At 40.8% G+C, this 13,048-nt stretch carries 13 protein-coding genes; 5 read left to right on the top strand and 8 right to left on the bottom strand.

Annotated elements, in window-relative coordinates; all coding sequences use genetic code 11:
* Nucleotides 1-24 precede the first annotated feature (24 nt).
* The 5 genes from SU86_RS02655 to SU86_RS02675 form a co-directional block, all read right to left on the bottom strand.
* Nucleotides 25-852: an SDR family oxidoreductase gene (locus SU86_RS02655; protein ID WP_048187219.1), complete on the bottom strand. Its 828-nt coding sequence runs from the start codon at nucleotides 850-852 to the stop codon at nucleotides 25-27.
* A gap of 52 nt (nucleotides 853-904) precedes the next feature.
* Nucleotides 905-1,456, bottom strand: coding sequence for a hypothetical protein (locus SU86_RS02660; protein ID WP_048187220.1), 552 nt, complete (start codon nucleotides 1,454-1,456; stop codon nucleotides 905-907).
* A gap of 74 nt (nucleotides 1,457-1,530) precedes the next feature.
* Complete coding sequence (locus SU86_RS02665; protein ID WP_048187222.1) at nucleotides 1,531-2,028, bottom strand: winged helix-turn-helix transcriptional regulator; 498 nt, start codon at nucleotides 2,026-2,028, stop codon at nucleotides 1,531-1,533.
* The gene (locus tag SU86_RS02670; protein WP_052755431.1) at nucleotides 2,028-2,417 is read right to left on the bottom strand and encodes a hypothetical protein; all 390 of its coding nucleotides are present in this window, start codon (nucleotides 2,415-2,417) and stop codon (nucleotides 2,028-2,030) included. The genes SU86_RS02665 and SU86_RS02670 overlap by 1 nt, the downstream gene beginning before the upstream one ends.
* A gap of 79 nt (nucleotides 2,418-2,496) precedes the next feature.
* Nucleotides 2,497-3,678 carry a hypothetical protein gene (locus SU86_RS02675; RefSeq protein ID WP_048187224.1) on the bottom strand — a complete coding sequence of 394 codons (1,182 nt, stop codon included), beginning with the start codon at nucleotides 3,676-3,678 and terminating at the stop codon, nucleotides 2,497-2,499.
* Nucleotides 3,679-3,790: 112 nt separating this feature from the next.
* On the opposite strand from SU86_RS02675, the gene SU86_RS02680 reads away from it, so the two are divergent.
* The 4 genes from SU86_RS02680 to SU86_RS02695 all read left to right on the top strand — a co-directional run bounded on the left by SU86_RS02680 (nucleotide 3,791) and on the right by SU86_RS02695 (nucleotide 9,006).
* Nucleotides 3,791-4,471 carry a hypothetical protein gene (locus SU86_RS02680; RefSeq protein WP_052755432.1) on the top strand — a complete coding sequence of 227 codons (681 nt, stop codon included), beginning with the start codon at nucleotides 3,791-3,793 and terminating at the stop codon, nucleotides 4,469-4,471.
* Between the two features lie 110 nt (nucleotides 4,472-4,581).
* Complete coding sequence (locus SU86_RS02685; RefSeq protein ID WP_148550728.1) at nucleotides 4,582-6,804, top strand: PEFG-CTERM sorting domain-containing protein; 2,223 nt, start codon at nucleotides 4,582-4,584, stop codon at nucleotides 6,802-6,804.
* A gap of 172 nt (nucleotides 6,805-6,976) precedes the next feature.
* On the top strand, nucleotides 6,977-8,695 hold the full coding sequence (locus SU86_RS02690) for a hypothetical protein (protein ID WP_048187229.1): 1,719 nt from the start codon (nucleotides 6,977-6,979) through the stop codon (nucleotides 8,693-8,695).
* A 23-nt stretch (nucleotides 8,696-8,718) separates the two neighbouring features.
* Complete coding sequence (locus tag SU86_RS02695) at nucleotides 8,719-9,006, top strand: hypothetical protein (protein ID WP_048187231.1); 288 nt, start codon at nucleotides 8,719-8,721, stop codon at nucleotides 9,004-9,006.
* A 2-nt stretch (nucleotides 9,007-9,008) separates the two neighbouring features.
* Here SU86_RS02695 and SU86_RS02700 read toward each other — a convergent pair whose 3' ends face one another.
* Entirely contained in the window at nucleotides 9,009-11,519 is a 2,511-nt protein-coding gene (locus SU86_RS02700) for a DEAD/DEAH box helicase (RefSeq protein WP_048187233.1), read from the bottom strand.
* Between the two features lie 162 nt (nucleotides 11,520-11,681).
* On the opposite strand from SU86_RS02700, the gene SU86_RS02705 reads away from it, so the two are divergent.
* Entirely contained in the window at nucleotides 11,682-11,888 is a 207-nt protein-coding gene (locus SU86_RS02705) for a hypothetical protein (protein WP_048187235.1), read from the top strand.
* A 40-nt stretch (nucleotides 11,889-11,928) separates the two neighbouring features.
* On the opposite strand, the gene SU86_RS02710 is transcribed toward SU86_RS02705, so the two are convergent.
* Together SU86_RS02710 and SU86_RS02715 are read right to left on the bottom strand one after the other, a co-directional pair.
* Nucleotides 11,929-12,699, bottom strand: coding sequence for a DNA-methyltransferase (locus SU86_RS02710; RefSeq protein WP_048187236.1), 771 nt, complete (start codon nucleotides 12,697-12,699; stop codon nucleotides 11,929-11,931).
* Between the two features lie 2 nt (nucleotides 12,700-12,701).
* Entirely contained in the window at nucleotides 12,702-13,040 is a 339-nt protein-coding gene (locus tag SU86_RS02715) for a twin-arginine translocase TatA/TatE family subunit (RefSeq protein ID WP_048187238.1), read from the bottom strand.
* Nucleotides 13,041-13,048 lie beyond the last annotated feature (8 nt).

The raw sequence follows: 13,048 nt of genomic DNA on the forward strand, positions 1-13,048 counted from the left end.
TTTTGCCTATATCAAGCTAACCAGTCAAAAGAGTTCCTTTTTCAGATAATTCTCAAACTCGATATCTGTCTTCATTTTCTTTGCCTCCAAAAACATTGACGCATCATTACCAACTGGATATCTTGGCAATGGATTTTTTTCCTTTAGTGCCTTTATGATCACATCTGCTACTTCCTTTGGGGGAGTACCCATCTCTGCCATCATCTTGACTCCTGCCACTACCTTGTTGGTAATTTCCTTGTATGGCGAGTCTGGCTTTGCATTCTTTGGCATCTTCATTGAATCAAAGAAATTGGTCTTGATAACACCTGGCTCTATTATTATGGTGTTGACGCCAAATGGCGATAACTCATACCTGAGGCATTCCGATAGTCCTTCCAGTGCGAATTTGGAGCTAATGTATGCTGGAGAGCCTGGAAACCCTATCTTGCCTGCTACCGAACTAATGTTCACTATGGCACCGGTCTTTTGGTTTCTCATGATTGGGGCAATCTCCTGGATTAGTCTTACTACGGAGAAAAAGTTGGTATCAAACTGTGCCTTTAGCTCATCCACTGTGAGATCCTCCAAACATCCAAAGACTCCATAGCCTGCATTATTCACTAAAACATCGATTCTCTTGCTTTCTGCCATGATTTGATTAATTGCAGCTTTGATGGATTCTGGTTTATCGACATCAAGCGGTATTATTGTAATTGGAAGGTTTTCCTTTTTTGCAATCTCTTGGATCTTTGCGCCCTTTTTTGTGTCCCTCATTGAGGCATAGGTGTGATAGCCTTCTCTTGCTAATGCCAAAGATGTCTCAAAGCCGATCCCACTAGAGCTTCCAGTGACTAGGGCAATCTTATCCATGAATATGATTTACACCAAGTTCTTAATTAATTGTGAATAAAAATAAAAAAAATTACTGGGCTTCGACTTTTTCTGGATGGAATGTTCCCTCGATTTCCTTGGTCTTTATCTTTGCATAGATGTGAACCGTTGGATGCCCTTCTCCTTCTGGGGTGTATTCTCCGGTGTATGTTCCTGCCTTTTTGGGATCTTCCTTTATGGTCAGGGTCGTCTTTTTGTCATTTAGTGTGACATCGACTTCTAAGACCTTGGCTAGTCCCTTTACACCTGATTTGTGTGAATGAGTTGTTTTTGTTGTGGTCTTTTTGTCTGGTTTGTGTTCGTGATCAGAGTGAGTTGCCTTTTTCTTCTCCGTGGTCTTTTTCTCAGTTTTTTTCTTGGAGTCTTTATGATCGTGCGAGTCCTGTGAGGCTTTTTTGTCACTAGGTGCAGCTTTTGCAATGACTATTTCTATTGCGTTTTTCTTGCCTGCCACTGGAGGCTCTTTTACCCATCCTACTTCAATATCATAGTCTCCGATGACTTGGGATTTGTGGGCAAATGCATTGCCGACAAGACCAGTAGCTACAAAAAAGACTACCATTGCGGCAATTTTGGTATTCATTATTTCATTTACTCATTTTGTATAGATAATGATGTTGGTAGAATTATCAAAGAGAAAAATATTCTATTATGTAATCAGATGGAGCTGAATATGTCTGAGATGTTGTCTGCAGTTCTCTCAAATAGTGATGTCTTGTGTCTTGCAATGATTTCTCTGACGTAGTTAGAATCTGTTATCTCAAAGACAAGCTCGCTTTCTTGGAGTTTTCTATTAATGATGTTTTGTTCTGTTAACTCCTTGAGATATACTGATACGGTTCCCTGTGACTTGCCTGATTTGTGTGTTATTTCTCTAAATGAAAGACTATGATCAAGCAATGATGTGATGATTTTTTTCATTGTTGGGTTTCTGAGACTCTTGATGAGGTCTGCTTCTTGTTGCTCTATCCCACATGGATATATTCTGGCAACTCGAGGAGTTCTCTGGATTTGTATTTTACCAGATTCCTCGATTTTTGACAAGTGGTGACTGAGAACTCCGTTTTTGAATCCAGTCTCTCGCATTATCTCAGAGTAACTGATTCCGGGATTTCTGTTTACGATTTCTAGTATTTGGTCTGCTCTAGTTTCCATTAGTCTCTCCTGAATACGCCTATTGAGAATATGCCCAACATTCCTATAATAAGCATATGACTAATTTGCTCCAAGGTAATACTTCCTAAATAAAATGTGTAAGGCCAAGTCACATCCACTATTTTGATTATCTCTGATGCTACAAACAATGAAAACGCAATTGATGTGATTGCCAGCTTTTTGGTTTTAATTTTGGCATATGCGTATGCTGCAGAAACGGTAAGAAATGTAGCAAGTGCGATTCCACCAACATGCAAAAAGATGTGGGCGATGTGATATCCATGGAAAAGATTTGGTATTATGATTGGCAAAAACAGTATTCCAATTACCCCAAGTATGCTGGCAACGAACATGTTGCTTTTTTGCTCAATGAATGCGGTAAGTGACAACTATACCTAATGATGATTTTTGAAATTTAAGGCGACTGGTAGAACTATCAAAAATAAAGAAAAAGAGTGAACTTTCCCTCTATGGGAATGTGTATTGACCATTACTTGTTGGTCCTGGATTAGTATAGTTTCTTGGCGCCTGATCAGATATTGGGTTTCCTGGGACTGGGTTTAGCGTGTTGATTGCATTTGCAATGTCTTCTAGAATATTCCAAATATCCCAAGTGTTGTCTCTGATCTGCCCGATTGCTGTCCTGATGTCTGTTGGATATGTCTGCTCGTTTGTTCCGGCACTGTTGTCAGGCCAAGCTATTCCCTGCGAATAACCGTTTGTAGTTGGACTAGATGTAAAATTACCTAATCCAAATCCTCCACTAATTGTGGCAGTTCTGTTTGCTACACTTCCTGTGTAAGTCTGTTTAACGTTGTTTGTGTAGTTTGTTCCCTGAGATAAAGACAAGGTTTTGATGTTCTTGCCATCAGTCCAGAGGTTGATGTTTGTTAAACCAATGCTGGTGTCGTTATAGTAGTTGATACTGCCATACACGTGGTATAGAGTTAGGCCTTGTTGGGTGTAATGTTGTCTAGTGCTTTGTCTATACGTACCATCGAGGTTAAATCCAATTGGGACTTCATGTGCAGCCAATGGTCTTCCAAACATATCTGTTCTACTATCTGTATATCCAAAAGATCCTCCAGCATTTGGCACACAATTATTTGCATTTCCAATCAACACATTGCTGCTTACCGTGCCTGAACTGTTACACCAAAATCCCGCCGTGTTCGCACCTGGATTTGTACCGGAATTGTCATACTTTACTCCACCATAGAGTGCTTTGCCACCAGATGTGTAGCTGTAAAGTGTTGATGCTGGGTAAAAATATGCGTCAACTTTGAGAATTTTACCGGTTGGTGAAAAATCACTCTGTTGATAAGCCGTCTTTGTCTGGTCCTTATGTGCATTATTTACTCCAAATGATGTTTGCATGTGGGTCATTCTGATTTCTAAATCATGAATTCCGCCTGTGTAAGCAGGCTCGTCAGTTTCGCCTATCCCAATTCTGACTGTGTGGTTGCCATTGGTTGGGGCAGTACCGGTGCCTGAACTAATGGATCCGCCAGAACCCTTGAAAACTCCGCTTCCTGGAACAATGTCGAAGCTCATATGAGCATATGCAGCATCAAAATTAATCATAAACATGACTGAAGAAGCCACAATAGCAACCATCAATAGATGTTTGATGTTTTTTTGCGTTATCATATTTTGATTTTTAAAAAATTTGTAGATATTAAACAAAATTGGTAGAACTAGAAAATTTGTTTGGAGATTCTACTAGAAATCATATAAACAAAATCTCAAGTCAAAAACTAAAATGAAGACCTTTGACACCAAACTGATAATTGCGGTAGTGGCTACTGCTGTAGCATTAGGTAGTTTTACTTACCATTATGCGATTGCTAGTCATGGTTTTGAAACAGGAGCAATAGGTGGAGGACTACCTACTGTTGCAAATGTGATGCTAGCTGGACAAGTAATGAGACCTGGTGATTATCTCGCAATTGCAGATTTTAGCCCAAACTATGTAAGCGGACATTTACTAGTCAGAATACCATGTGATCCTACAACAAAGAAACCTTTGGTTACTCCGGTTGCTGGACACATTGATGAGCTTCTTGATAGAACATGGGTGGCTCCAGCACAGCTAAACCTTGTTCCACATGCCAGTTCTGGTGGAATTCGAGGAGTCACAGGAACATGTGTATATCATTCACACATTCCCGCGCTAGATACTACTGGAGTAGGTAATCCAGGTGCACCAAGAGTAACGGACATTGGCTTGTTAAATCAGGGACAGACTAATGTGGTGTTTAGAACCTCAAACTCTGCATCATTTACTTTACTCAGAGTTGTAGGTGACATAAATCCACCAAATCAATACGGCCCAACCGGTTCAATGCCTGCGCCGTATAATGCAGTGACCTTTCCTGAAGTAAATCTCTCAAACCCTCAGGCAAGTATCAGTATCGACACTGCTTCACACAGCGGCCACTAAAAATGGCTCTTTTTTCATTTTTTTTGATTAGGTTACTTGAACAACAATTGCTATGTGGTAATCAAGGTGCGAGATCCAACTCACCAAAAATTGATACTAGATTTCTAGAGTTGGGAGTTTTACTGTCTCTTGTCTGTTTATCTCCAGCACTAAATGAGGCACATGGACTAACCACTGCCAAAAACTGTTCTGGCTGTGTCAATAACACAAATACACAAATTTTGACAATTTTTAATTTTCAAACAGAAGCTAATCCGTTTCTTGGTGGCAATACTACATTTATCATAACTCCAAATCCGTATGCTCACGCAACCAACGCAACTGATTATCTGGATCTTACCACCTGGTTTAATTTCGTAGTTTCAGACAATGATCAACTAGACTCCGATCCAATGCCGGGAATAATAGAACTAGTTGGGGTAAACAATGGTACGTATAGTGTGATGCAGATCAAGGGCACTGCTGGATTTGGAATGGCTGCGTATCCTGCAGCATCGGATGAAATTATGGGAACGACTGGATTCAGCTATATAACGCAGACTTTTGTCAACTTTACCACAACTACATCTGCTACTATTGAACCCCCATTAATCAGCGATACACTATATGACAAACTCAAAAACACTGGAGGCGCCAAAATAAACGGTGTTGCAATATCTAGCAAAAATGACCTACCTCCAGCCAAGATTGTCGTAGCCTCTCAAAAACTAACGGCAACTCCGCCTGACCATGTTGTCTTTACTCAGACATTTTCAACTTCTGCTACCCCATCCACATTGATTAGCACATTGGGAATCCCTACATATTCGCCGCCAACTGACACTTCGTCTGGCACCAGCACTTCATTCATTCCACCAGTGTATGTTGCTCCAGTTTCAAGTAATGGGGGAAATTTCATCCTTACACCTGTAATGGACACCATAGTACCAGGTTCCAATATTGTGATAAGAGCAGATAAGGTATCTCAAGGCGGTGATCATCCGATGCTAGAGTCAATTGAACTACCAATGAATACACAAGGTAGCAATGTTGGAATTAGTGTAAAAGTTGATGATGCCATTCCTTCTGGTTCTCCTTCAGTACCTTCTGGATTTGCTAAAATATATTTGGATTTTCAAACAAGTGGTGATATTGATTTTTCTAATTCTGCCGTATATGCAGAAAAACCAACCATTAGGTTCACATTAGAAAAAGTAGGATCTGATTGTCCAACAGGTGTGACTTTGTATCTTCAACAGGGAAGCAGTTGGAGTACAGTTGGCTCTAATCTATCCGCAACTTCAACTGGTACACATACGTGTACATATTCAAAAACTGTTGATCACTTTTCATCATATTTGGTTGGAACCGGAAATACAGATGCAGGACACGGTCACAGTGATTCCTCACATTCATCATCACATGATTCATCTCATACTGCATCTCATACAGGACACACTCATTCTACAACAGACCATGAAATGGACCCAATGCCAGGTGATCACCCATACGAGCATGCAATCATGGAAATAACAAAGACACTCATGATATATGAAATCCAGTATTCACTGGAAACCGGCTCTGCCCAAATCATAATTGGAACAACAGGCTCAGTAGGTGATATCGAGGTCCAGGCTCACACCAGAGCCGGCGGACTGGTCACTGCTAAACCAGTAAAAAATAACCCGTTTGAGCTGTTCAACAAGCAAAGCATTGGAGATCTGAACAAGTATGTCTTTGAGATTCCGCTAAATCCAAGCGAGACTTACTTTAGAATATCTGTGGATGACTCGCAATATACTCTGGCGCAAACTGTTGCAATAGATGGTATCAGAGGCAAAGTAATTCCATGGTATGTAGATGTATCTGGAGTATCTGATCATTCGGACCATTCTACATCAGAGTCAACAACCAATTCAGCAGAATATGCAGTCAAGTTCGATGGTGGAATCAAGACCGTTTCGTATAATGATGTGCAGTTTCCGATCAAGTATGAAATGGCAGGCTCTATCTCTGGAATTACAGTAGATGAATCGTCCAAATCTGTGACATTTTTGCTTGGCGAGGTAGTGGGTGGATTGGCCACAATTCAGGTGCCAAGAGGTCTGGTTGATGCCACAGGGAATAATTTTGTAGTGTTTGTTACCGCATCGCCACAAGAGCAGATCGAGTACGAGTTGGTATCATCCACATCCGATCATTATACATTGCAAATGAATCTGCCAGAAGGCGCATCATCTCTTACCATAGTTGGCACTGCAGTTGTTCCAGAGTTTGGATTGCTTGCGCCAATAATTCTGAGTCTTGCAATCATACCTATAGTTCTGGCAAGAAAAAGACTAAATCAATTATAAAAAAACGGTGAGAAATCACACTTGTCGAATCAGGTCCCTTTGGTATTCATTTGGTTTCTCACCGAGGTATTACACATCAAACCATACCAAAATAATTAAGAAAATTGGTACATTTACCAAATCTACTATTGTGGATTCTTCGTTTATTAGCCGGATCTGGCTCAACTCAGGCATGAAACCACGAATAATTCTTCTCCTTACTGTGATTGCTCTGATTACATTCTATACGCAGCCATCATTTGGACACGGCGTAGGCGGAGAAACCTTACCGCCAGTTCTAATTGATGGCAAAAATGCTACATTATCACTCAACATCAATCCTCCAATCTTTGATAGTACAACCGGAGAATATGAGATCTTGATTCGACTCTATGATGCCAATACACAAGAAGTAATCCCACATGTGACATATTTGGTAGAGTTATCCAAAGACGGCAAGCAATTACTGCGAGAAAGATTCCACGATGATTCGAGCAATCTATCCATCAAGGTAATTCCAAAAAATGGCCCAATCAAGATTCAGGGGAATAATTTTGGCGAGCTTGGATGGATGAAAAACACGGATCTATTCCCACTAAAAATTGAGGGGCCAATTTTTCTCTCAGGCGGCCTGTACAAGTTTCACATCGAGATTTTGACAGTTAATGCAGATTCCAATGTTCTAAAAAATCCAGTAAAATATGACGCATCAATTAGCCTTGCGCAAAAAACTATACACCAAGTGTCTTATGAGAAAAAAAACTATGACATTGGCGTGATGACATATTATGATGTGATACAGGACTTTGAATTTGATGAACCATCAAGAACCATAACATTTTCAATGCCATACGAATGGAGCCAAAAAAACATCGAGCAGACAAATGTAATACATCAAGAACTCCACATCCCAAAAACATTTCCAGAGCTATTAGTGACAAGATATGATGGACTGGTCAATGGCATTCCAATACTGGAACATGCAATCACAATAGATGATTACACCACAGACAGCAGAATCGTCCATGTGGTTTTGAACCAAAAAGAATTATTCTCAATGGTTGACTCTATCCAGGACAAATCAAAGATTGACTTTACCATAACACCAAGCAAGATGGAAAAATTCCCGCTAAACGCATTCACTCACAATGCCATATTCCAAGTGGGCCTTTCCTGGGAGCCTACTCCAATTATGCCTGATCAGAACACCAGATTCTTTGTCGATATCACCAGGTATTTTGCGCCTAAAATCCAAGAGGACGCCAAGTTTGACCTTGTCATAAAACAGCGCGGATCAGAATTATACCGCAAATCCGTTACTGGCTTGATTGGTGCTCAGGAAAAGACCAACTATTATGATTATACTTTCTCAGAAAAAAACCTCGGACCAGTAATAATATCAATAGAAGGCATAAACGGAGAAAAACTATCTTCTGTTGATTATGTGATTGTGGTGTCTCCAAAGGAAACCAAAAAGACATTTCCCATTAGAATCCCAAGTACAACGCAAGATCGCACCCAAGGAAATTATTTTGTTGATCTGACTTGGATTCCAGAAAACCTACAGCCCGGTGAGACCGAATTCATCTTTACCATATACGATAGGAATCTGCAACCCGTACCAAAAGCAGAATATGATTTCACAATATTGCAAAACGGGCAGGCACTCTACAAAAATTCCGGCATGGCCCAAGCAGGCGGAAGCTTTGAGGATGTAATATTTTTTGAGAGCAACAAGGGACCGATCACACTACAAATAGAAAACATCAACCAGAGTGATGAGTCGATAGAGATTCCAATCATGGTGACACCTGAATTTCCATTAGGGCTATCTCTGGTGCTTGGTACACTATTTGCTATTGTGATCATACTATATCACAAAACCGGGCAAATTCTGCGTCATCCTTTTTAGTCTGATCTGAAGGTGAGCATTAGATGAAATCTCTTGCAGTTTTGATGTCTGTTTTGTTATTGTGTGCAGGATCACTCGGTGTCGCATTTGCAAAGTCCTCAAAGCAAAACATGAGTCCAGAAGAAAAAGACAAATTTATCAAAAATGCAAAAGCCTTGGCAGAGGATTCCAGAAAAAAGGCACTGGAAAAAACACTCAAGGACTCTAATGCAAAAAAAGATAATGCAAAAAAGCAGATTGCCTTGGAAGCAAAAGCACTAGAAGACGCAAAGAAAAAGCTAGTCCTCTACAAGACCAAATCCAAAAACTAGCCTCAAACCAATGGTTTGTCGCCCTCTGTGGGCTCGATTATCTCAGTTATCTCACCGTCATTGATTTTCTGCAAGATTTCTTGTGATGCCTTTTTGTGCAAAAACTCGTTATTGTTGCCACACCTATACGAAAATGTGCATCGCGGACAGCCGGCCTCATTATTGCACGGACATTCTTTTACTATGGATAGGCTGCGCTCTAATGCCTTTTCCAATCTGTCGTATAGTGCCTTGCTTGCACCATTACCACCTATTGCACCATCATAAATGAAGATCAAGCCCGACGTTCCAAGCGATATTCCGCCCAAGTCCTGCGATACGCCGCCAGTTACCATGTTGCTGCCCTCTATGATGATATGTTCTGTTGCATGATATCCACTTGCCTCGGTGTATTCGGGATTATCAGATGACTCCATTTGTTTAGTGGGCTTTGGCGCATGAATCACAATTCCCTTTGTAACAAAATCATATTCAAGCGGCTTTTCCAGCAATACTTTTTGGCCTTGGTTCACCTCTTGGCCTAGCTCGATATTGACATAGCCATAGACCTGCTTTTGTATGTGCAGTTTGCAAAAATACACCTCAATCCCGAATGCCTGTCTTTTTTCGTATACTGTTTCGATTGTAGGCCACTCCTCTGTGAGTGCCTTGGTATAGTATGGATAGTCGCGTGGAATGGACACAAGCTTGGCGTACTGTTTTTTTGGATAATCAAACTCTTTTACCTTGTATCTGGTCCCAGCAAGAAAATAGATTGCAGATTCATGCAGTTCCTCTAGTGCCATTGGCAAGACTCGCTCACCAATTTTCTTATCATTATAGAAAATATCGATGGATTTTCCAATACCCCTGATAGAATATTCTTCGAGTGTCTCTTTTATGGAATCATAGTTTGGCACATAGCGGTTTTCTTGCAGTATCAGTCTTCCAGAATCGACGTGTCTTTGAATTACCTCAGAATGCTCTGATAATTCGTGCCTAGCAATTGGCTTGTCACACGCCATTGCAAGCACATGAAATTCCTCCACAAAGGGGTTTTTTGGATCAATGTAGGTTTTCTCTATATCTTCAAAATAGTTGTCTGGGTGATTCTTGTAGTATTGTGATATGGGATCATTACCCAGTGCCAAAAAAGCAAATCCTTTTTGGCCCTTTCTGGCTGCGCGCCCAATTCTTTGCATCAGTCTATTTACTGGAATTGTAGATGAAATGACACCATCCACATTTCCGACATCAATTCCAAGCTCCAAAGTCGGCGTGCAAGATATTGCCATTATTTTGTCATCCTTGAAGGACTTTTCCACAAAGTTTCTATAATTTGCCATGAGGCCTGCGCGATGGACGCGAATGTCTATTTTTTTCTTTTTTGCCTGCATTGCGACAAGCTCTGAATTTAGGTGCGAGTTGCTAAACACCATGGTCTTATGTTTTTGTACGACTAGTCTTTCCAGCAGATCTATTGTCAGTGCCCTTTGCGTTCGCAATGATGGGAATATTATGACAAAGTCTGTCTCGCCTTTTTTGCCAGAACCATTAATCAACTGCATCTTTTCCCCAAAGAGCTGCTCGCAAAACTCTTGTGCATTATCCAGTGTGGCAGACGATGCGACAAACTGGATTTTTTTGCACATTCGCTTTAGTCGTTTTATGATATAGTGTACATTAGAGCCAAAAATTCCGGAATAAACATGGGCCTCATCCGCTATGAGAAATTCAATGTTGGATAACATGGATGCAAACTTGGTCCTATACATCAGATGATAATGAATGACATCAAAGTTTGTCACAATGATATCTGGTGGGTTGTCCAGGATCTCTAGTCTTTCCTTTTGCTTTGTATCACCATCAAACACATCTGCTGTTATGCCTGCATTTTTTGCAAGCTCTGAAATCTTTGGCAGCTGGTCTCGCGCCAGCGCCTTTGTGGGATAGACAAAAACGGCAGAAATTACGCCTGTTTTTCCCATCCTTGCTATCTTTGTTATGACTGGTATGGCAAAGGCCTCAGTTTTGCCAGATGCCGTGGGTGCTGTAATGACTACGTTTTGTCCAGATATTATCTCAGAAATGGCATCCTCTTGGAACTTGTAGAATTGTTTGATGTTTTTTTGGTGCAGATATTGTACTGTGCTGTCATCAAGGCCCATCTCGTCTACTAGCATTCCAAATGTGGGATCTGGCTCTTTAATGGTCTTGTAATATGAGATGTAGTCTTTTTTTGAATACAAAACGTCCTTTGTTATCTGCTCTGGCGTGTTTCCATGAACCATCTTTTCTATTTCGGACTTGTCTCGAACTATTCCTGCTTCCTTTAGTTCTACGTTCATCTCTTTTTTGTTGGGCGTCTGTCCTTGGTCGTATCGCGCCAAAAACTCCAAGTAAACCTCGTCAATGTTTTTTGTATATTCTACCAAGTCCTGCAGGCCGCAATCGGAGCATGTAATCATGAATTTTTTGTTAAATGTTTTTTGAATCTGAATCCCAGAATCACACTTGGGGCAAGAATACCTCAACTCACACCCCGTTAGGTGCAGTATGGATTTATGGTTTGGTTATGGTATGGTATCCCTAAACCACTGCTGATCGCCACATTCCATTGGTCAACCTAAACTCAGTAACCATGACAATATCATACACTTGACAAAGTTATCTATCTGGTGTGGCTCTACGATATCATGGGAAGTAGTGCTGGAAGCTATGCCAGAGGCGTAGCGTCAATCCACAGAAAATACCAATCTGCCCTAAAACGCGCCAAGTCCAGACAGCAAGTTCTTAATGCTTATTGGAAGCACAAGAAAGAGTCTGAACGATTACTGGCATCACATCTCCGAGATGAGATGGGTGAGGTAAAGCGCATCAAGGGCAAAATGGAATACAGATAGATACAATTGGAATTGGGCCAAAACCCAAATTCCGCACTTTTTATGCCTTGAGACGATACAGGTTCTGCTCTAATCTCTTCTTTGCAAAGTCGTGGTATTTTTTGACAATCTCAAATCCCAAGTAATTTCGGTTTATCTGCTTTGATACTACGGCTACCTGACCGGACCCCAAGAAAGGATCACACACCAAATCTCCCTCCTTGCTGGAATATTGCAAGATTTTTTTTATCACTTCTGCTGGGAGTTTGGTTGGGGTTTTTTGGTCTCCAGTCCAGTATTCTCGCTTGATGTCCCAGACATCTTCCTTGTCCTTATAGTGCAAGCTGCGCCCTTCGGATGTTTTTTGGTTTTTACCAAATCTCACAAACGGATAGAACTTGCGCTTTTTTGGATTTTTACATACATACACACAGTGATAGTGAGATGTGACAAACTTTGTCTTGGTAACCACGCCGAACTGGTACTTCCATATGATGTGATTAATGGTCACAAATCCAACATCATCCAGTGCACTGAGAATATCCTTGAGATTATTCCATCCAGAAAAAACATACATGCTTCCAGACTCTTTTAGGATTCGAAACGCCTGCTCCATCCATTTTACTGAAAAATCGTAATAGTCTTTTTGCTTGATTTCATTATATCCCTGCATTACGCGCGACGCAGTACGGTTGTAATTTTGCTTTGTTGCCTTGAAATCGATTGCAAACGGCGGATCAGTAACAATTAGGTCAATTTTGCTTTGTGGCAACAGCTTCATGCCATCAATGCAATTTACATTATAGATCTGGTTTTGCGCAATCTTGTTCAAGATTAACTAGTGTCCTTTGTGTCTGGGCCTGCCATCTTTGATGCAATTATTTTTTTTAATTCTTCGTCTGTCTTTCCTGCAAAGTCAATCCCAAGGGATTTTGCAATGAACTCCATCTTTTGCCTTTCATTTTGTACTGGTGAGGTGACATTGAGATTAGAATTGTATGTTCCGGTGATTTGATTTTGGATTTCGTTTTTTGTCTTGTTGTATTCACCAACAGCTCGTCCAAGTTTTTTTGTAATGTCTGGTAGCCTGTTGGTTCCCAAAAGCGCAATTAGGGCCACAAAAACAATGATTATCCATTCACTGCCTACTATGTTGAGCGAATAATCCAGCATGCCTTGGC

It is taken from the genome of Candidatus Nitrosotenuis cloacae (genome assembly GCF_000955905.1).
Lineage (GTDB): Archaea > Thermoproteota > Nitrososphaeria > Nitrososphaerales > Nitrosopumilaceae > Nitrosotenuis > Nitrosotenuis cloacae.

Excerpts from the sequence above, each read along its gene's own strand:
- SU86_RS02705 (WP_048187235.1), top strand. The coding sequence starts at position 11,682 with ATGGGAAGTAGTGCTGGAAGCTATGCCAGAGGCGTAGCGTCAATCCAC.
- SU86_RS02695 (WP_048187231.1), top strand. The coding sequence starts at position 8,719 with ATGAAATCTCTTGCAGTTTTGATGTCTGTTTTGTTATTGTGTGCAGGA.
- SU86_RS02675 (WP_048187224.1), bottom strand. The coding sequence starts at position 3,678 with ATGATAACGCAAAAAAACATCAAACATCTATTGATGGTTGCTATTGTG.
- SU86_RS02660 (WP_048187220.1), bottom strand. The coding sequence starts at position 1,456 with ATGAATACCAAAATTGCCGCAATGGTAGTCTTTTTTGTAGCTACTGGT.
- SU86_RS02715 (WP_048187238.1), bottom strand. The coding sequence starts at position 13,040 with ATGCTGGATTATTCGCTCAACATAGTAGGCAGTGAATGGATAATCATT.
- SU86_RS02655 (WP_048187219.1), bottom strand. The coding sequence starts at position 852 with ATGGATAAGATTGCCCTAGTCACTGGAAGCTCTAGTGGGATCGGCTTT.
- SU86_RS02665 (WP_048187222.1), bottom strand. The coding sequence starts at position 2,028 with ATGGAAACTAGAGCAGACCAAATACTAGAAATCGTAAACAGAAATCCC.
- SU86_RS02680 (WP_052755432.1), top strand. The coding sequence starts at position 3,791 with ATGAAGACCTTTGACACCAAACTGATAATTGCGGTAGTGGCTACTGCT.
- SU86_RS02690 (WP_048187229.1), top strand. The coding sequence starts at position 6,977 with ATGAAACCACGAATAATTCTTCTCCTTACTGTGATTGCTCTGATTACA.